The organism is Streptomyces sp. JLSY215 (assembly GCF_059682825.1).
On the sequence record NZ_CM185022.1, the window covers coordinates 7,796,844 to 7,815,789 of the forward strand.

General features: G+C 69.2%; 14 protein-coding genes. 7 read left to right on the forward strand and 7 right to left on the reverse strand.

Annotated features, from left to right (window positions below; translation table 11 throughout):
• Nucleotides 1-148: 148 nt before the first annotated feature.
• The 7 genes from AC5677_RS34530 (at nucleotide 149) to AC5677_RS34560 (ending at nucleotide 7,095) form a co-directional block, all read left to right on the forward strand.
• A complete protein-coding gene (locus tag AC5677_RS34530; protein WP_497191820.1) occupies nucleotides 149-646 on the forward strand; it encodes an FBP domain-containing protein in 498 nt (165 codons plus the stop codon).
• A 226-nt stretch (nucleotides 647-872) separates the two neighbouring features.
• Nucleotides 873-1,703: a dienelactone hydrolase family protein gene (locus AC5677_RS34535; RefSeq protein ID WP_497191821.1), complete on the forward strand. Its 831-nt coding sequence runs from the start codon at nucleotides 873-875 to the stop codon at nucleotides 1,701-1,703.
• Nucleotides 1,704-1,859: 156 nt separating this feature from the next.
• On the forward strand, nucleotides 1,860-2,423 hold the full coding sequence (locus tag AC5677_RS34540; RefSeq protein ID WP_497191822.1) for an isochorismatase family protein: 564 nt from the start codon (nucleotides 1,860-1,862) through the stop codon (nucleotides 2,421-2,423).
• 45 nt (nucleotides 2,424-2,468) lie between these two features.
• A complete protein-coding gene (locus tag AC5677_RS34545; protein WP_497191823.1) occupies nucleotides 2,469-3,962 on the forward strand; it encodes a hypothetical protein in 1,494 nt (497 codons plus the stop codon).
• Nucleotides 3,963-4,198: 236 nt separating this feature from the next.
• Nucleotides 4,199-4,579: an acyl-CoA thioesterase gene (locus AC5677_RS34550; protein WP_497191824.1), complete on the forward strand. Its 381-nt coding sequence runs from the start codon at nucleotides 4,199-4,201 to the stop codon at nucleotides 4,577-4,579.
• A 39-nt stretch (nucleotides 4,580-4,618) separates the two neighbouring features.
• Nucleotides 4,619-6,154 carry an acyl-CoA dehydrogenase family protein gene (locus tag AC5677_RS34555; RefSeq protein WP_497191825.1) on the forward strand — a complete coding sequence of 512 codons (1,536 nt, stop codon included), beginning with the start codon at nucleotides 4,619-4,621 and terminating at the stop codon, nucleotides 6,152-6,154.
• The gene (locus AC5677_RS34560; protein WP_497191826.1) at nucleotides 6,151-7,095 is read left to right on the forward strand and encodes a DMT family transporter; all 945 of its coding nucleotides are present in this window, start codon (nucleotides 6,151-6,153) and stop codon (nucleotides 7,093-7,095) included. The genes AC5677_RS34555 and AC5677_RS34560 overlap by 4 nt, the downstream gene beginning before the upstream one ends.
• Nucleotides 7,096-7,248: 153 nt before the next feature.
• Here the strand turns inward: AC5677_RS34560 and AC5677_RS34565 are convergent, their stop codons facing one another.
• The 7 genes from AC5677_RS34565 to AC5677_RS34595 form a co-directional block, all read right to left on the reverse strand.
• Nucleotides 7,249-11,700, reverse strand: a complete 4,452-nt coding sequence (locus AC5677_RS34565; protein WP_497191827.1) for a caspase family protein — start codon at nucleotides 11,698-11,700, stop codon at nucleotides 7,249-7,251.
• Nucleotides 11,684-12,562 (reverse strand): hypothetical protein, encoded by an 879-nt coding sequence (locus AC5677_RS34570; protein ID WP_497191828.1) that lies wholly within the window; start codon nucleotides 12,560-12,562, stop codon nucleotides 11,684-11,686. The genes AC5677_RS34565 and AC5677_RS34570 overlap by 17 nt, the downstream gene beginning before the upstream one ends.
• Before the next feature lie 618 nt (nucleotides 12,563-13,180).
• On the reverse strand, nucleotides 13,181-13,630 hold the full coding sequence (locus tag AC5677_RS34575) for a hypothetical protein (RefSeq protein WP_497191829.1): 450 nt from the start codon (nucleotides 13,628-13,630) through the stop codon (nucleotides 13,181-13,183).
• Between the two features lie 19 nt (nucleotides 13,631-13,649).
• Complete coding sequence (locus AC5677_RS34580; RefSeq protein WP_497191830.1) at nucleotides 13,650-14,708, reverse strand: hypothetical protein; 1,059 nt, start codon at nucleotides 14,706-14,708, stop codon at nucleotides 13,650-13,652.
• Nucleotides 14,705-16,705 (reverse strand): hypothetical protein, encoded by a 2,001-nt coding sequence (locus AC5677_RS34585; RefSeq protein WP_497191831.1) that lies wholly within the window; start codon nucleotides 16,703-16,705, stop codon nucleotides 14,705-14,707. Before AC5677_RS34585 ends, AC5677_RS34580 begins: the two co-directional genes overlap by 4 nt.
• Nucleotides 16,702-17,457, reverse strand: coding sequence for a toll/interleukin-1 receptor domain-containing protein (locus tag AC5677_RS34590; protein WP_497191832.1), 756 nt, complete (start codon nucleotides 17,455-17,457; stop codon nucleotides 16,702-16,704). Before AC5677_RS34590 ends, AC5677_RS34585 begins: the two co-directional genes overlap by 4 nt.
• A 13-nt stretch (nucleotides 17,458-17,470) precedes the next feature.
• A complete protein-coding gene (locus AC5677_RS34595; protein WP_497191833.1) occupies nucleotides 17,471-18,763 on the reverse strand; it encodes a helix-turn-helix domain-containing protein in 1,293 nt (430 codons plus the stop codon).
• Between the last annotated feature and the right edge of the window lie 183 nt (nucleotides 18,764-18,946).

The window sequence follows — 18,946 nt, forward strand, 5'->3', positions numbered from 1 at the left end:
GTGAATGTGATCGGTAACTCACGGGTATGACCGAAAATTGCCGCAGCCGGACCACTCCCCGTCCGCAACGCCCCGCACCTCAGGCACGCCGGAGCGCCGCAAAAAATCCCGCGACGCAGGGCAATGGGCAGTGTTAGCTTCCGCAACCATGGAACCCCTCGGCGAAAAAGACCTCCGTGCCTCCTTTGTGAACTGCTCGAAGGGTGAGGCGCGCCGGCTCAGCGTGCCGCGGGATCTGCCCGAACTCCCTTGGTCCGACCTGGACTTCCTGGGCTGGCGCGACCCCGGAGCACCCGACCGCGGCTATCTCGTGACCGAGTACGCGGGCGATCTCGTGGGCATCACGCTCCGCACCCCGCAGACCGCCTACCGGAGCTTCACCAGGACCACCGCCTGCGCGATGTGCCTGACCGGCCATCCGGGATCGGGGGTGTCCCTGCTCGCCGCGCCCCGGGCCGGCGCCGCGGGCCGCCAGGGCAACACCGTCGGCGCCTACTTCTGCGCCGACCTGGCCTGCTCTCTCTACCTCCGGGGCAAGAAGCAGAGCGGACTGCTGCGTTATGAGGAGTCACTCACGATGGAAGAGCGCATCACCCGCACCCTCACCAATCTGCACCTCTTCGTGGACAAGGTCCTGGCGCCCTGAGCCGGTCGGCCGACCGGTCATCCGGCCGTCCGGATGACCTGCCCGTTGCCTGCGTTCCGGCAGCTCGGCCGTGGTCCGAGCCTGTCCGGCCGGCCGGAACTTCCGCCGGGTAGCCTCGCGTTGATCTACGTGGCACGACGGCACGACGGCACGACGGCACGACGGCACCGGGCGCCCCGAGCCACGGCGCAGCTCGACCAGCAACCGACCAGGACGGCGGCACTCCATGGCAGACCATGATCTGACCGGCTTCGACCGCGGCACCTTCGCCCACGACGGCGTCACCCACCGGATTCTGCGGCGCGGCACAGGACCCGCCGTGATCGTGATTGCCGAGATTCCGGGCGTCACGCCCAAGGTGCTGGAGTTCGCGGAACGCGTGGCCGCGATCGGCTGCACGGCCGTGCTCCCGGTGCTCTTCGGCACGCCCGGCCGGGAGGCCGACCCGGCGGCCGGGCGGCTGAAGTTCGGGCGGTACCTGGCTTCCTCGGTGGGGAAAGTGTGCGTGAGCCGGGAATTCACGGTGCTGGCCACCGGGAAGACGTCCCCCGTGGTGACCTGGCTGCGGGCCCTGGCCGCGCATGAGCACGAGCGCTGCGGCGGCCCCGGGGTCGGGGCCGTCGGCATGTGCCTCACCGGCGGCTTCGCCCTGGCCATGGCCACCGATGAACGCCTGCTCGCCCCCGTCCTGTCCCAGCCGTCCCTCCCGCTGGCCGTCACCAAGAACCGGGCGGCCACCATCGACATCTCCGCCGAGGACCTCGCCGCCGTCCGGGGCCGCTGCGAACGTGACGGTCTTCGGGTCATGGGGCTGCGGTTCCGCGGGGACCGGATGGTGCCGGGTGACCGGTTCGACTTTCTGCGCCGCGAACTCGGCGATGCGTTCACCGCCGTCGAACTCGACGACTCCGCCGCGAATCCCCATTACGCGCAGGCGCCGCACTCAGTACTGACCGGGCACCTCATCGACGAACCCGGCCAGCCGACCCGCGCGGCGCTGGACGAGGTGCTCGACCTCTTCCGCACCCGTCTGCTCGACGCTCCGGGAGCGGAGTGACCCCGTGGGCGGACCGCCGCCCTACGCGTGCGACCGACCCGTTGTCAGTGGCCGGGGCTACCGTACGAAGAGACATGAGCGGCATGACCGACCCGGCATGACCGAACCACCATGACCGAACCGCCAGGATCAACTCGGCAGGACCAAGGAGAGACCATGACCACACTCGCGGACCGGCCGAACACGGCACTCCTCGTCGTCGATGTGCAGAGCGGCGTCGTCGAGAAGGCGCATGAGCGCGACGCGGTCGTCGCGAACATCGGCGGCCTCGTCGAGCAGGCGCGGCAGGCAGGAATTCCGGTTGTCTGGGTCCAGCACGCCGACGAGCATCTCGTGAAGGGGAGCGATGGCTGGCGGATCGTCTCGGAGCTGACTCCGGGCGACGCCGAGCCGCTCGTCGAGAAGAGCTACGGCGACTCCTTCGAGGACACCACCCTCGAGGCCGTCCTGTCGGGCCTCGAGGTCGGACGGCTGGTCGTCGTCGGCGCACAGACCGATGCCTGCATCCGCTCGACCCTCCATGGCGCGTTCGTCAGGGGGTACGACGCGATACTGGTCAGCGACGCCCACACGACGGACGACAGGACCGAGTGGGGGGCGCCGCAGCCGGAGCAGGTCATCGCGCACACGAACCTCTACTGGACCTACCAGACGGCGCCAGGGCGTACGGCCGGGACGATCGCGACCAAGGATGTCGCCTTCGACACCATGGGCCGGTAGCCCGCGAACGGGCCGCACTCCGGAGCCTCGTTAGGGTTCGGCCGTATGACCGACCGCGTTCTGGAACTCTTGCGTACCCGCCCCGACCTGGCCGAACTGGCCGCGTTTCCGTTCAACTTCGATGTGAGCCGGGCCTACCACGTCGAGGACGTGCACCTGGCGTCCGGTGCGTCGCTGGAGCCGATCGCCGGCGACGACACCGGCGGCACGTACTTCCTGTGCGGGGGAACGGCCGTGCTCCATGCGTCCTCCGAGGGGGACGCCGTGCTGCTCGCCGACAGTGTCGGCGAGGCGCTGGAGATGCTGGTCCGGCTGCCCGAGTGGTGCGAAGACCTCACCCCCGGGCTCGACGAGGAGGGCCTGGCCGCCGCAGTGGGTGCGTCGGACGACGAAGCGCGGGCGGAGTTCGCCCCCGAACTGGACGCGCAGCGGGCGGCGTTGATCGCCGGTCTGGGGCTGCCGGACCGGCCGCTGGTCGAACTCCTCGCCCTGTCGGAGGCGGCCGCCAGGCGCACCGAGCCGGACCACGTCCTGCTCAACTCCCTGGAGCTCTGCGCGTACCGGCTGGACGAGTCCTACCGGCAGTGCCTGCGCGACGTCGTCCTCGCTCCGGGACGGGAGGCGCTGGAGCGGATGCGCTCCGGCGACCTCGGCGCGCGGGAGGCGGCGGCCGCGGATCCGGTGCTGCGGGCGGGGGTACTGCGGGCGGCGCAGTACGACCGCCGTGACGGGGATCTGCCGCTGCTGCGATTCCTGCTGGAGCACGAGAACGCCGTGCGGACCGAGCGGTTCGAGGAGCGGCGGCTGGCCGCGGTGCTGGTGGCGCGGCACGGGCAGGACGGGGACGTTCCGCTGCTGCGGTCGGCCACCGCCGGGCAGGTCACCGACGGCGCCGGAGCCGTGGAGTGGGCCCGCGCCGAGGAGGCGAAGCGGTACGGGCGGGATGCGGCCGCGGAGAGCGAGTTCACCTGGGTCGAGCTGGCTCACCGGCAGGGTCGTGTCGAGCACGCCCGGGTCGCGCTCATCCGCCTGCTGGACGACACGGGCCCGGACGCGGACCGGCTCCGGGAGCTGAGCCGGGCGCTGGAGCGCATCGGCGATCACGCACAGGCGGCCCGCGCCCAGTTCAACCTTCTCTCGCTGCAGGACACGGCGTGGGACCGGGCGTCGGAGGCGTACGTCCTTGCCCGCCTGGAGCGCCGGAAGGGCGACCTCGCGGCAGCGGGGCGGGCGCTGGAGCGGGCACGGGCGGCGGTCGGCGTCGAGGGGGCCACGCCCGACGGAGCGGTTGCCCAGTGGCACCGCCGGGGGCTCGGCCGGCTGATCACGGAGCAGCATCTGGAGCTGACGCTCGCCGCGGCCGAGGCGGGTGACGAGGAACTCGCCCGCGCGACGATGGCGCACGGCAGGCTCCTGCTGGACACGATCGGCAAGGAGTCGGCGAAGGCGCTCAGCCGGCTGTCCACGCAGGCGAAATGGGCGGTGGCCGGGCTTCGCCGGGAGACCGGCAAGGGGCGCCCGGCGTCGCCCGGCCGCTGAGGCGGCCGGAAGCCAGGCCGTCGTCCGGCCGCCCTCGTAGTGCCCATGAGCCTCCAACTCCACGAGCGATGGCGCTCGTTCAGGCTCCCCATGGACGGTCCCGTGGCACTGCGCCCCAGGAGTAGACATCCGTGTCACAAGTCACAGCTAAAGGGATCTTGGTATACCAACGGGCGGAAGGTCAGTGATGAGACACTGTCAACAACTCGAACAAATGCATCATTGAGGGGCAGAACGTGAAGGTGACCATTTCGCCGCGCTTCTCCGAAGTCGATGTGCTCGGCCATGTCACGAACTCCGCAGTGCCGGTCTGGTTCGAGCATGGTCGGTTGCCGATTTTCCGACTGTTCAGCAAAGAAGCGAACATGCGCGACCTCGCGCTCATCCTGCGCCGGTACGAGATCGACTTCACCCGGCAGATCTTCGCGTCCGTCGACGTCGTCATCGAGACGAAGGTGGCGAAGGTCGGGAACACCTCGATCACCATCGAGCAGACCGCCACGCAGAAGGGCGCCGAAGTCGCCCACGGCACCTGCGTCATGGTCCATTTCGATTACGAAAGGGAAGCCACCGCGAGCATCCCGGACCACCTGCGAGCCGAACTGAGCGCGCTGTAGTACCCACATCAATCCGCCAGCCGAGACGGGACCCTTACCTTGAGCATCTCACGCAACGCTTTGGCCGACCTCGATTCGTCCGAGTTCCTGGACAATTTTCGGCGCAGTATCGACGAGTTCGACAGCGCCCGGCTGCCGCAGGAGCCGCTGTCCAGGGAAAACCTGCGCAAGCTGGTCGAGTTAGGCATCTACTTACCGGCCATCCCGCGCAAGTACGGTGGCCGGGAAAGCCACCGGGAGATGTGCGAGGTCATTGAAATCATGTCCGAGCGCAATCTGCCGCTCGGTATGTACACGATGATCGTGACCGTCCTCTTCCTCCGCAACGTGGCGTCCGGCGGTGATGACGCGCTGAAGAAAGAGGTCTTCGACGACTTCGCCCGCAATCCCGTCATCGGCGGTCTCGCCTTCACCGAACCGGGCAGCGGCTCGAACCTCGCGCGCATGAAGACCACGTATCACGACGACGGTGACACGTACCGGGTCACCGGAACCAAGCACTGGCAGGCGTTCAGCGAGCAGGCGGACTGGTGGATCATCTGCGCCAAGCATCCCGAGCGCAAGGAGTTCGCCTACTTCGCCCACAGACGGTCCGACGGCGGATTCGTGACCACCGAGGTCTACGACAGCCTGGGGCTGAAGAACCTCGGATACGGACTGAACACCCTGGACCTGCGGGTGCCGCGCCACTACCGGCTCACCAAGACCAGGGAGGGCCTCGGCGACGCCGCCGAGATCCTGTGCGCGTCCCGCTTCAGCAAGGCCGCCATGGCCAGCGGCTTCCTGCGCCGGCTGACCAAGGAGTCGCTGCGCCAGGTCAGCACACGGAAGATCGGTGACGGCACACTGCACGACATCGACTATGTGCGGTACAAGGTCAATCGCATCCAGCAGAGCTATGTCGTGTGCAATGCGCTGTACCGGCATCTCATGCTGGCGGAGGACTACACCACCGACCTCGAAGACAGCATGTTCGCCTCACTCGCGACCAAGGTGCTGTCTTCCGAACTCATGCTGGAATCGGCCATCGACTACCAGCAGTTGTGCGGCGGCGAGGGATACCGGACGGGCGCGCCGGACAATATCGCCGCCTACGCCCTGCTCGACGCGCGCGTCTACACCGTTTTCGACGGCACGAACGATCTGCTGTGCCAGCATCTGGCCCAGCTGTTCCTGCGTCGGTTCCGGGAATCCGGACTCCGGTCGCCGCTGGAGTTCCTCGGCCGGTTCGGATATCTGGAGGACGCGTTCGGCCACCTCACCGACATCAACCTCAGCCATATCGCCGACGCGCCTTCGCAGGACAAGGTCGTGATCCTGGGGCGCATTCTGTCGCGGATATTCGGCATCAGCATGCTGCAGAAGTCGTCCCGATCTGCCGCGCCCAGCGCGCGGCTCGCCGTGGACGACGCCGACTACCCCAAGGCGATCGCGGTGCTGAAGAACGAGATCGTGGGCCTGGTGAACGAATACGAGCTGGCCGGCCGACTCGTCGGCACCCCGCCGGTGCCGGGCGCGATGCGTCCGCACACCACCGTGGTCACCTTCGACTCCAAGGTGGGAATGCACCAGTGACCGGCGAGACCAAGAGCCTCAAGGTTTCGCTCATCGCGTTGGTGTTCGTCATCCTCTACGGCTCAGGTTTTGTGGGCGGCCGCTACGGCCTGCCGTACGCGGAGCCCTTCTACTACCTGGCCATCCGGTTCGGCGCGACCGCGGTCATCCTGTTCGTCCTGATCATGTGCCTCAGGGTCAGCTGGCCGCGCTCGGGCTATGTCCATCTCATCCTCAGCGGCATCCTGCTCCAGGGTGTGTTCTCCGTCGGGGTGTTCTACGCGCTCTACCACGGCATGACGCCCGCGGTCTCGGCGCTGATCATCGCGCTGCAGCCCATTCTGGTGTGGCTGATGGTCTCCGTCGTGACCGCGCGGAAGGTCCGGCTGCTGTCGGTGCTGGCGTTGATCGGCGGCGTCGTCGGTGTCGCCATTACGGTGTACCGAGGCCTGGAGTCCTCGTCCGGCCTCACCCCCACCAACATCGCCTTCGGCGTCCTCGGCCTGGTGGGGCTGTCCACCGGACAGTTCTACTACCAGATGAAGAACCCCGGTGCGCATCTGCTGATCAACGGGTTCGTGCAGTCCGGCTCGTCGGCCGTCGTCATGCTCGTCGGTGGACTGATCTTCGAGCAGGGCGTCATCCGGTGGACACCGAAGTTCCTGCTGTCGGAACTGTGGATGTCGGTCGGGGTGTCGATCGGTGCGCTCAGCCTGCTGTTCGTCCTGATGCGTTCGGAGAGCGCGGACCGGGTGGCGTCGTACTTCTACGGCGTACCGATCGCCGCGGGGCTGATCGCCTGGCCCGTACTGAACCAGCGCCCGACCGTGTCGGAGATCATCGGGTTCGCGGTCATCGTGGCCTCGATCACCGTCTTCAACCGCAGCAGCAGACAACCCCGCGCCGATGACGCCGCCACGGTGCCGGCCGGCCGCTCCGTGCCGGCGGTGGACCGCCGCTGAGCACTGGCGGGACCGGCGCGGCGGCTGACGCTCCGATTCCGGCCACGGAGCCGGATTCCCGGGGCAGTTGCCGATGCGCAGGAAGGCGCCTGACGGGCAGGAGACCACGTCGGGCGCCTTTCGCGATCCGGGCCCGCTCGCGGCGGACGCAGCTCAAGCGCGGTGACTTCGCGAGAAGTCACAGGTGAGGGCGACGGCTCCCGAGTCCGTCACGGCCAGGACGGTCGCACCCTCGCCGACGGCCAGCGTCAGGATGGGCTCGTCCAGCGCGAGGGTCACAGGGGCCCCGCCGGACAGCGGCGTGAGGTGCAGGATGCCGTCCTCGTCCGCCGAGGCCAGGACTCCGCACGAACCCTCGGCGCCGAGCGCGACCGTCCGGACGCGGGTGGCGTGCCGCTCCGGCAGCATCGGCAACGGCCTCAACTGCTGGGCGTCGTAGAGGACCACGCCGCCCTCGCTGTCGCCGACGACCACCGCTGCGCCTTCCGGCGTGGCACCCACGGCGAGTGCCGAGGGGTGACACCGTCCGAGCCGGAGGGAGCCGAGCAGCGTGCCCGTGCCGCCGACGTCCCAGAGCTGCAATGTCCTGCCGAAGGGCCGTTCCAGGGCGAACACCGTCAGGGTCCGGCCCCGCACGGTCCCGCTCGCCGAGGCCAGAACCGTGGCGTTGGCGGACAGGCCCGGGAGAGTTCTGCGCGCGCTCTCGGGAACGGGCTCCGCCGAGTCGGCCCCGCCCAACCGCCACATCCGCCCTCGTAGCTGCTGCGGGGACCGCGTGGACGCCCCCGGTGTCCACGCCAGAACGGTATCCGCCCGCACGAGTGCCAGCTTGCCGACCTCGGCGGGCCGGTCGTCGCCGCCGTGGCGCGGGGCGAACCCGCCCGTCGGATCGTCGGGCCGCCACAGTCCCGGCCGGTCGCCCCCCTCGGTCAGATAGGCGAACGTCCGCGTGGCCGTAGGAAGCGGGAGGAGGCTCACGACGGCCCCGGTCGGCGACTCCAGCCGACCGTAGGGCTTCCCGTCGGACACCTCGAACGCCTCGACCCTGCCCGCGGCATCGGAAACCAGGCCCAGAGCGGGGGAAGCGCCGTCCGCGGCGGCCACGGCCAACTGCCGCCGCGCGGTCGACGACGCGCTGCTGAGCGCCGGGACGTCGCACACCAGCACCTCTCCTCCCTGCGTGGCGATGGAGAGTTGCCGGCCGTCCAGCACGGCCAGGCTGGTGATGGGCTGACCCCCGGTGGGGAACGGAAGGGGATGACCGGCCCCGGAGTCGACGCGGAGCATCTCGACACGGCCGAACGCATGCCCGCAGACGAGCACCGGACGGCCGTGCACCGTGTCGAGCGTCAACGCCGTGACCGGCCCACGCGCCAGGCCGGCGTGCGACGGATGCACCGCGTGGGGGGCGCCCGTCTGCGTACTGCGCAACCGCTTCCGGTCCCGCAGCCGCCACACCATGACATGTCCCTTCGACGTGCCCAGCGCGACCAGTGTCTCCGCGCCGATCCGCGCGGCCGCGCACGCCGTGGCACGCGCCATGTGGAGCGAGAAGAAACTGGCGCCCTCCGGCTCCTTGAGGATGTATTCGGACTGCGTGGCCGGATGCCAGACCATCAGGCGCGCCTGGTCGATCCGGATCCGGCGGTTGGACACTCCATGGGTGTCCGCGACCACGACCGTGACGCCCGCGGAGGCGTCCTCCACCAGAGCCAGCGCGCAGAACTCCCGGATCCTGTAGTCGCGCACGCGCACGAACCGCTGCGGCGGTCCACCGTCGCACGGCAGGAACCACACGTACACCGCGTAACGGACGCAGGGCCGTTGCGGCGTCCCGAGATGCCGGTCCTCGTAGCAGAGCGCGGCGACATAGCGGCCCCGAGCGGTATCCAGTGAGGCCAGGGGTCCCCGTTCCCTGGAGCCGGTGCCGGTGTGCGGGGGGAGAACGAGCCTGCTGTGCGGGACAAGGGGCTCGCCGGTCAGCGCGCCGCGCAGGACCACCTCGTCGCCGTCCCAAGCGGCCACCGTTGCGTCACCGGCCGCGCCTACTCCCATCCAGGCCGCGGTCGGCATGTCGACGACACCGGTCGCCTCGGCCGCCTCCGCGGTCGGCGGCCACTCCCGTACGACACCGGTCGCATCGAGCGTCAGCAGCCTGCCGTCCTCCGCCGGCGTCATCCGGACCACCTCGGCGCGATGCTGCAGGATCCGCCGCACCCGCCAGTTCGGGTCCCTCCACGCCCAGAGGGTGGTCCAGGGCAGCCTTGCGGACGGACGGCTCGTGCTCTCCTCGATGCGCCGGATCAGCGTGGCCGCTCCCGCTCTGCGGGCCGCCAGCAGAAGGTACGAGAGCTGCTCGGGCGTGCTGTCACCGCGCTGCTGGAGGGAGTACTCCTGGTAGGCGGTGGCGCCGGCGCTCCTCTCCATGTCCGCCGCGACGAGCGCTCGGCGCAACCGCTCGGGTTCGGCGGCCAGCAGGAAGTGGGGATCGCCGGCGAGCGGGCCCAGTTGGCCACCGGCCGCCGCATGCGCGGCCAAGTGGTGACGGATGTAGGGATGCGCCCGGCGCCAGTCTTCCGGCTGCGGCGACTCGCCGCCGGGGAGGCTTCCGACGCTTGCGCGCAGGACGCCGGTGATCGCCGCATGGACGTCGCCCGCAGGCTTGAGCGTACGCACGTACTCGGTGAGCGCCTGATGGAAGATCCGGTAGACCGACCGGCCGGCGAAGGTGTCCTCGACGAGGTAGGACCCGGAGCGTTCCCGCAGCCACACGATGTCCTCGTCGCGGTACGGCGTACCGGCGATCGCCGAGGCGAGGGGAGCCCAGAGGTTCTCCCAGGGGAGCCCCTGGCCCTCGGCGTAGGCCAGCGGGAGCAACAGGTCCACCACCCGGCGGGCGTCCTCGCCGAAGCGCTGTTCCAGGTCGCGCCGCATCGCCTCACCCGGGAGCTTCGGCAGCGAGCCGCGCCATACGAGGTCGGACGGGTCCGGCAACCGGTCCGACCGCAGCAGGGTTTGGGTGATGATCCGGGCGACCAGAAAGGAGCGGCCGGCGGCGTCGGCCACGGCCCCCGCCACGGAAGCGACGAGCTCCCGGTCCGCGGCGGCGAAGGGGGTGCCGTGTGCCGCCGCCCGCAGCGTGCGCTCCACGTGCGTGCGCACGGCGTCGGGGTCGAGGTACTCCGGTGCGTCGAGGTCGACGGTCGCGGTGCCGGGCGCGAAGAGCGGCAGAAGGTGCGGCCGGGTGCCGACCAGGAGCCGCAGTCCGTTGCCCGCGCCGTGTTCCTGGAGGGGCCTCAGTACCCGCCCGACGAGCTCCGCCGGGTCCGCGGCTTCGTCGAGGGCGTCCACCACCACCGTCACCGGCTCGTCCCACCTGCGCAGATGTTCGATGAGGGCTCCCGCGGAGCCGGCCCGGGTACCGGCAGCCGCGGCGATCGCCGCCAGGACGTCGGCCTCGGTGGCCCCCCGCGCGTAGACGGCGGCATCGATGGCGCCGGTCGGCGGAAGCGCGTCCTGCGGCAGCCCGAGATCGCCCCACGGAACGGCCCGGCCCCAGTCGGGGTGGGCCGACGCGGCCAACAGCCCGAGCACCGCCGACTTGCCCGAGCCCGGCCCGCCGGTGAGCAGAAGACTCTTTCCCCGTCCCGACGTGTCCGGTTGCGGCGCCCGCGCGGTGCGCAGCCATGTGCTGAGCGTGCGCAGCGCGCCGTGCCGGCCGGTGAAGTGCCAGCCGTCGTCGTGCACTCCGGCCCGTGCCTTGGGCAGGAGCTCCTGCCGGAACTCCCGGGCGCGCAGCACCCTTTGGTCCGCCTGGCTCCTGAGCACCCCATCGATCTCGCCGGCATCGTCGGCCCGCCGGGGATTGGGCAGAAACGCGGGGAGTTCGCCCGTCATCCGCACCGCGTCCCACACCACCTGCTGGGCCTCGGGCTTTCCCGTTCCGCGCATGACGTCGACCACCGCGCCGATCTGGAGCACGTCGGGAGCGGACCCGGCCGACGCCAGGCTCTGCACGGCGCGGGTGAAGCGCCTGGTGAAGGCGCCGGGCATGGCGAGCTGATAGGGCTGGGACGAGGAGACGACGACCAGGCCCCGGCTGTCGTCGCTCTCCCGCCACGACGGGTCCATGACGACCGCGCTCGCCGCGACCTGCGCGCCGCCGGATCCCGAGTCGCAGGTGTCCAGGATGAGCAGGATGCGGCGGACCTCGGTCTCATCGACGAGGACCCGGCCCAGCTCTTCGGTACGCAGGCCGGTGAAGGCCAGGTCGGCGGGGTCGGTGTCCGCGGTGACGAGGAGGTGTTCCCCGGTGGCCTCGCGTACTTCGCCATGGCCGGCGAAGTACACGACGAGGTAGTCCGTCCGACGTCGCTCCGGACTGGTGCAGAAGGCCCGCAGCTGCCGCAGCAGGTCGGCCTTGGTGGGATCGACGCCCAGGACCGGGACGTGGGTGTATCCGAAGTGGCGTGTGAAGAGGGTGGTGATGCGGTCCAGGTCCTCCGTCAACTCGGGCCGGTCCCAGTCCTGTTGGTGGCGATGCCGGCAGACCGCGGTGGTCAGCAGATAGCGCCGGCCGGCGTCCCGCTCACCGGTCGTCGTCATCGAGCCCCGCCCGGACCGCGTCACCCACGTCCTCGCTGCTGAGATAGGGCCGGGCATCGTGGGCGTGCGTCCCGTTGTGCACCAGACGGTTCACGACCCGATCGCCGAACAGCGGCCGGAGGTCCTTCTGCAGCGCCACGATGTCGCCGCCGTCCACCACATTGGTCCACTGCCGTACCCCGCCGGGCCAGTGGCCGACCCGGGGCCGGCCCGAGACGGAGACCTCCGGCGGCGGACGCAGCCGCGTGAACACGAGGTCCTTGATGCCCAGCGGTGAGCCGATCGTGACCAGGGTGGTGACCGGCCAGTCCGGGCGGTGCCACGCCGCTTCATATGCGGCCACCGAGCCGAGCGAGTGCGCGACCAGGACGCGGGTGTCGCTGCCGACGGCGGCGTCGAGGCGTTCCCAGACCCGCTCGCGCAGACCCGGCTCGGTCAGATACCGGCGTACCTGCTTCAGGTCGGAGATCATCGCCCGCAACGCGATGTCCGCGAAGAACGGAACCCGGGAGAGCGTCCGCAGCGCGGCCTGCACCGATGACGGGGTCCGTGCCAGTGTCCGGGCATCAGGTGCGGGAATCCGGGGGTCGATCCGGGCGGCCTCACGCCACCAGGCCTGCAACAGCTCCGTTTCAATTCCGGGTTCGACGTCCGAGGCGGTGTGGCGCGGCTCGCCGACCGCCAGGGCTCGGCCCGGAGGCCGGAACAGGTCGCCGTAGAAGGCGATGCCGACCTCCTCAGGGGCAAGGGCCCCCTTGGCGCGGGTCACCCCGTCGGCAAGTGCGACACCCCACTCCGCTGCGATCTGGCGTTCCCCCTTCAGCTGCTGGCCGATCCCGTGCACACCCACCACTCGTGCCACAGAGCGCTCCCGTCGTCCTCACGTGTCGAGGATCGTAGCGAAGGCGCGGGGCCGGCAACGGAGTTGGTAAGCGTGCGCTCGTCCGCGGAGGCGAGTCCGGTCACGCGTCGAGCCGGTCGCGACGCACCGGCCCGGCGGCGGCCGCTCGCCCGGCACGGCAGGCCGCCAGGCGGACGGGATCCGGGCCCCGCCAGGAGGGGCCCGGCAAAAGGCGCCCGACGAGGAAATGATCCCGGTCAGGCGCCCTTGCTTCCGGTACCACCAGTTCTAGAAGAACCCGAGCTTCTTCGGTGAGTAGGAGACGCGAAGGTTCTTCGTTATCCGGTGGTACAGCGCTCACATGGTTGCTGACCTGCTGAAATGGCGGCTTTGGCCGCTTTCCGCAGAGCGTTGGTCCATGATCGGTCCGGATCTTGGGGTCGGCTACCTGAATGCAGATGGCAGGTGTCGACACGTAGTGAGGCGGCTGCGCTTTCTCCATGCAGCCAGAACCATCGCCACCGCCCGAGCCTGCACAGGCACCCCCTGGCTGGACCTTGTCCCTGGCCCGCCATCACGCCAGCGAACACGGAGGAAGCGAGGGGGATGGTGGCCTGGCCAGGTACTGAGGGCAGTAGGTCAGTCCTGCGAGGAGGCGGCGGGATGGTGGACGTGCAAGGTGAGCCCCGTGATCCGGCCGGATTGGATGGTGGGGCCGTGCTGGACCCCGCCACTGATGTCGTTGTGTACGGTGACCCGTTGTGTACCTGGGCCATTCGCGAGCTGCTGCAAGGTTGAGAGCAAGTCGCGTAGGTCGGCGTCAGTGGCGGAGCCAGCCTGTAGAAGGTGCTGTAGGTAGGCGTGCCACTGGTGGGTGATGTCGTCGGCCGTTTGCGTACCGCCCGCAGCCTCGGCGGCAAGCAGACGGGCCCGGGCAGTGTCCAGGTCTGCGACCGTGGCACCGTCTGCACCGGTACGGGAGAAGAACCGTCCTACCAGCTCGCGGGCGTGCCCCCAAGAGTCGGTGACCATGAGAGAGACCAACGTGGTCGCTCCTGATGCGGCGAGAGAGGCCAACTCGCTGTCCATCGTGTCTCCTCCAAGGGGGTCAGTGCCCGGGCGTCTCGTCGGTCGCGTCGTTCTCCGGTGCGTAACTCGCCGGCGGGTCGAACCTTTTCAGCAGTTCCTCTGCCGTCTCGTGCCGGTCCTGCGTCTTGATGATGTCGGCGATCTGCTTGGCCAGCATCCCCCGCCGGACATCTCCGTCCGAGAAGCCCATGCCGGTGAGGAAGCCTTCGAAGTGGTCGGCGGCCGTCGGCTCGCGTTCGAAGGAAGCGGGTGGCCCGTCCACGGCTTCCGGGACGGGTCGCCCGATGTGCGGCTGAGGCAGGAAATCCCGCAGTCGCTCAGGCACGTCGGTGTCGTTGGCGGCGGACGTGAGCTGGGTGAGTAGTCCGATGTCCGCCACGGTCTTTTCCACGTGATCGTCGTTCTTCGCAAGCCACCAGACCACCGCGCTGCCGGTGTCCTTGAGCACGTCTTCGCCCAAATACTCGCGCTTGCTCTGCTCGTACTTCCGCTGGTGTTCCCAGACCGCCTTGTCCTTGCGTACTTCAGCGAGCTTGTCCAACCGCTCCTGATCATGTTCGAGCAAGGTGAGCGTGACATCCTCCGCCATGACCTGGAGGTGCCCGGTGTGATCCGGGCGCATCCTGCTGAGCGCGCCACTCAGCTCGTGCTGGACAAGTGAGACCCTGCCGGGCTCCCGTTGTTCCGTGATCGCGCGGGCGTGGTCCAGCACCGCTTCGACGGCGAGGCCTGCCGGGTTGACGACGGGGTCGCTGTTGGCTTCGAGGGGGTACCACCGTACGGTCGCGGAGAACAGGAAGTCGTAGTCGGGCCATTGGCTGGGCAGGGCTACGAGGCTGACGCGGTGCTCCCTGCGTGCGATGGGCAACGCGGTGTGTTGCTCCTCGACGTCGACGGGTACGGAGCCGACGCGCCGCGCCGCGGCGATCTTGAAAGCTGCCGCGGGCACGCACACCAGGAGAACGGCCAGTGCGCCCCACGCCCAGGTATGCCATTTCTGCACCAGGCCGAGGATTGTCATCAGCAGAGCGCACAGGATGGTGAGAAAGACGGTTGTTGTCTTGCAGCCGGTCGTCACGGTGTCGTCCCCCTGGGTGGTGCCGGTCGAGATGATGCGGCCGACGGGCGGAGCCCCTGTGCCGCGGAGATCTTCTGGAGCAGGCGATCGGTTGTGTCGACGCCGAGTTCTGGGCCGCCCGCGGTGGTGGGTTCCGCTGCGCGGGCCACGGAGTACAGCGCCGCGAGCTGCTTGCCGTTCCGGCCGGCGGCGTTGACCAGCAGGTCGAGTAGGAGGTCACGGCGGTTGCCGGCGCCGGCGGCAGTGTGCAGCCAGCGCTGCGCGAACGGTTGCCAGTGCGGCCACGGCAGCTGGGCGAGCACCTCCCGCCAGCCGATGATCACGCAACCTTGAACGTAGTCCTCGTCCACCAGAGCGCGGGGTGCGCTGCCGGGGTCCGTGAGCGGCACCGGGTCGCAAATCTTCAGGAAGAGCCGGGCGTCGCGAGCTGGGGCGGACGAACTCCGGGTGAGGCGCTCGAGCATGCGGCGCCTGAGCCGGCTGCTCGTCGCCACCAAATCGCACAGAGCGTCCAGCGCGGGGGTGGACCCGCGCTCACGGCGGGCGAGGTGGTGGAGCCGGACTATTGCCTGGTCGGGATGGGTCGGCGCGATCGTTTCGGTGCAGACGCGGAGCAGAACGTATGCGAGATCTCCCGTCAGTTGCTTTTCCTTGCACCACGTGTAGACCAGCTGCCGGAAGTTCCCTCCGTACTGCTTGTTGTCGAGGCCGTGGGTGAGCGCGTGGAGGGACGCCTCCAGAAGAGACGGGCTCGTGGCCTTGGCACCCCACTCCTCCGTCAGGGCCGCCAGTTCCTTCCACTGCCCGGTGCGCAGGTACTGGTCGGCGAGGCGTTTCACCAGCTCATTGCGGAGGTCCGGGGTGAGGTGCGGATCACTTCGCTCCGTGCTGCGAGCGGTCCAGGTGCTGAGAAGGCGCCTGAGGTCGGGCATGTGGTCCCAGAAATGGGCGCGTACGGCGGCGTCTAAGTCCAGCCTGTTGAACCGTACGTGGCCGTCCGGTCCGGCCGACGCGGAGATCTCCTTCAGGCGCTCGGCGAGGTCCTTGCCTTCGAGTAAGGGAACCTCGTCCTGAGGGGCCTTGAACGTGCAGAGCAGCAGTGCGGCAGCGTGGTGGATGACGTCGGCGTGCGCGCCGTGCAGCATGGCCGTGGTGAGCAGCAATGCCCGCTGCGGTGCCTCGCGCTTTTCGGCGACGAGATCGGCGACCTCCTTCCGCCAGGTCTTCCGGGCGTCGCGGGCCTGCTCGCACCAGCCGGCGAAATCATCGCGTGGTGGATGTGCTGTACGGGCCCGTCGCACGCGGTCGGCGAAGTCCGCGATCTCCTCGAGAGAACAGCGCTCGTTCAGGAAGTCCGACCATGCGGGCGCGGATTGCAGGTAGTCCTCGGGCGGAATCTGGTGGAGCCGTAGGTGGCGTCGGAACACCTCCTGGGCCGGAGGAGGTTTGATCTCGGCCCGGTAGAACTGGAGGTCGGATTCCAGAGTGCAGTCGTACGGCATGACGACCACCAGATGTGCCTGCTGCTCCTGAACGGCCTTGCGGAGCGCAGACAGGTCCCTGCGATTCCTCCTCCATCGGATGTCTTCGGCTTCGGCAAGGTCCAGCAGCAGCCGGTCACCGGGGCCGACCAGCCCGGCATCTGTGAGAGTGGCTTCCTCCGGGTCGCCGGGCAGCAATTCGCGGAAAATCCCGTTGGCTTGGTGAAGCTCGTACAGGAGGACGCGTGCCGCGGCAGTTCTGCCGCTGCCCTGAGGGCCGTGCAGGATCACGGTGCTGTGCTCTGCCAGGAGGCGGCGTGCCTCGCCCATGCCTTCGGGGTCGACGAACCGCTGCCTGAGCAGACGAAGCTGGTCATCCGCAATACGGCGGGGACTCGGGCCGGCGATCCCCTGCTTCAACGGGCCGGTGGAGGTGTAGTAGTGGTTGTAGATGTTGCCGTGGCCGGCATGCACCGAGCCGCTGGTACGTTCGACCCGCGTGAACGTTTCGTTCACCGCTCGTCGTCCTCGTGCCGCCCCGGTGCACCGAACCGGTGCCGGATGTCACCGTGATGGTCGCCTTCGACGTTCGTCATGCCGTCACCCGAGTAGTGACGGTCACCCGACACATGGCGGGAATTCTGATAGATGTTGCCGTTGCCGGAATGCACGGTCCCGCCGGTCCCCTTGATGACGGTGCCACCGACGTCTCCGGTGAAGTCCCGGCTTTGTACGGCCGGTCCGTGGACGCCGTCGGCCGAGTTGGACACGGAGCCCGGTTCGGCGGTCGGTGTGTCGGCGTGCTCGCGGTCATGCAGCTCGGGAACCATCTCGGCGACCAGGTCACCGAGGCGCTTCAGATCGGCTTCGGCGTTCTGGGTGTCCAGGCGTACGGACTGTAGTTCGGCCAGTCGCGCCAGTTCGTCCGGCAGGTCATCCTTCTTCAGGCGCTCGGTAGTCCTGCCGGCCAGGACGGGGATCACCGGTAGTCCGCAGGCGAACGCCTCCAGGATCTCCTTCCGTACCCAGTCCTCCGGGGCGCGCAGCCTGGACCGGAAGTTGGTCCAGTCGGGCCCGATCACTGCCAGCAGCAGCGCGCTGCGGCGCAAGCTCGTCAGCAGGGCATCGGGGTACGCGGTGCCCGGAGGGATGGACTTCGAGGCGCGGAAGGTGCGTTCCTTCCCGAAACGGTTGGAAAGCTCGTTGTCGATCAGGGCGGCGGTGTCGTTGCCGTCGCCTGTCCGGTAGTTGATGAACACATCGGTCATCGTGAGTTCCTCCTCAGGAAGGGGCGTAGCGGGATAACGTGCCGAGCCTCGGGGACAGTTGACGCACCGAAGTGTGATCCGAGTGGCGGGCAAGGACGCGCGCGAGACGTCGGAGATCGAGCGTGACGGTCGCTGACCGTACGGCCGCAACTCCGTCGAGCAGTTCCTCCGTCAATGTGCAGGCATGGTCGATCTCGCCGTCCGTCGCGAAGGCGAGCGCCCGGCGCACGCCGTAACGCACCTGCGTGCGTACCGCGTCGGGCGAGACTCTCGCGAGCTGGCGGTCCAGCTCTTCGGCCGCCTCCTGCGGGCGACCCAGGTCGAACAGACACCAGCCGGTGACCATGCCGACGGAATCGGGCAGGTGCATGCTGCCGATCACCGGTGCGTCTGCGTCGTCCGCCTGGCGGGCGAGCAGCGCCCGGGCTCGGTCCAGGGCACACTGACAGGCGGCGCGGTCGCCTGCGAGTGCGTGGCCCTGCGCCTCGCGCTGTGCGGCGAGACCGCGGATCCGGGGCGGCAGAGTGCCGCTCTGTGCCCGCTGCGCCAGAGCGACCGTCTGTTCGGCGTCGTCCTGGTACAGCGTGACCAACGCCCGGCGGACCAGCGCATATCCGGCGAGTGCCCGGTCACCGCCTGCGGCCGCAAGGTCCACCGCACGCTGGGTCCACCACAGTGCCGCCTGTTCGTCTCCGGTCTCCTGCACCAACCAGCCGATGTATTCGGCGTACCTGGAGCCGAGCGCGAGCAGTCCCTGGCGGGTGCGGGCATCGGCATGCGCCGACAGTTCCCGCAGCGTGTGGGTCTGCGCGATCAGCCCAGGCAGGAGGAAGCCGGGCTCGACGGTCTGGCCGAGCCGCCGATAGTGCGTGAACAGGGAGCGGGACGCTTCCAACATTCCGGCACCCGTGGCGGGCGAGACCGGGCCCTGACTGCCGGTACGCCAACTCATCAACGAGGCGGCGCCGGCGCTCACGACCTGGCGTCGGCCCACGGGCTGGAACCGGCCCGAGCCGTCCGGTGACAACTGCATCGTCCACTCCTCCTCGTCGATTCCGCCTGCTGCCGGTCCATCCGGTACGCCGGAAACGGACGTGGCGACCAGGGCGATCAGTGCTCCGCCGGCCCGGAGGGCGGCGTCGCAGAGCCGGGCGAGATCACGGCTGGGCGCCTTGATGCCTCGTTCCACCTTGCTCAGCTGTGCCTTGCTGTAGTGCACGGCAGTGGACAGTGCGGTGAGGCTGAGTCCTGCGTCCAGACGTCGCTTCCTCAGTTCTTCGCCGAACTCGGCGGACGGCTGTGGCACGGGAACCTCCATAACCATCCATCCAGGTGCGGGGTTGCCGCTCGAAAGCCTGCGGCAACCCCGGCCGGACGGACAAGGCGAATGTTGCTGTTTCCCGTTTCCTTCTCCGCAGGTGAGAGGCGGTATTCCCGGGCGCACGGAGTTGTGTTGCGATCCGGAGAGCCCTGGAGCAGGGGCTCAGGA

Coding starts and splice junctions, on each gene's coding strand:
- AC5677_RS34535 (WP_497191821.1), top strand. CDS start 873: ATGGCAGACCATGATCTGACCGGCTTCGACCGCGGCACCTTCGCCCAC.
- AC5677_RS34545 (WP_497191823.1), top strand. CDS start 2,469: ATGACCGACCGCGTTCTGGAACTCTTGCGTACCCGCCCCGACCTGGCC.
- AC5677_RS34540 (WP_497191822.1), top strand. CDS start 1,860: ATGACCACACTCGCGGACCGGCCGAACACGGCACTCCTCGTCGTCGAT.
- AC5677_RS34590 (WP_497191832.1), bottom strand. CDS start 17,457: ATGACCGATGTGTTCATCAACTACCGGACAGGCGACGGCAACGACACC.
- AC5677_RS34575 (WP_497191829.1), bottom strand. CDS start 13,630: ATGGACAGCGAGTTGGCCTCTCTCGCCGCATCAGGAGCGACCACGTTG.
- AC5677_RS34530 (WP_497191820.1), top strand. CDS start 149: ATGGAACCCCTCGGCGAAAAAGACCTCCGTGCCTCCTTTGTGAACTGC.
- AC5677_RS34565 (WP_497191827.1), bottom strand. CDS start 11,700: ATGACGACGACCGGTGAGCGGGACGCCGGCCGGCGCTATCTGCTGACC.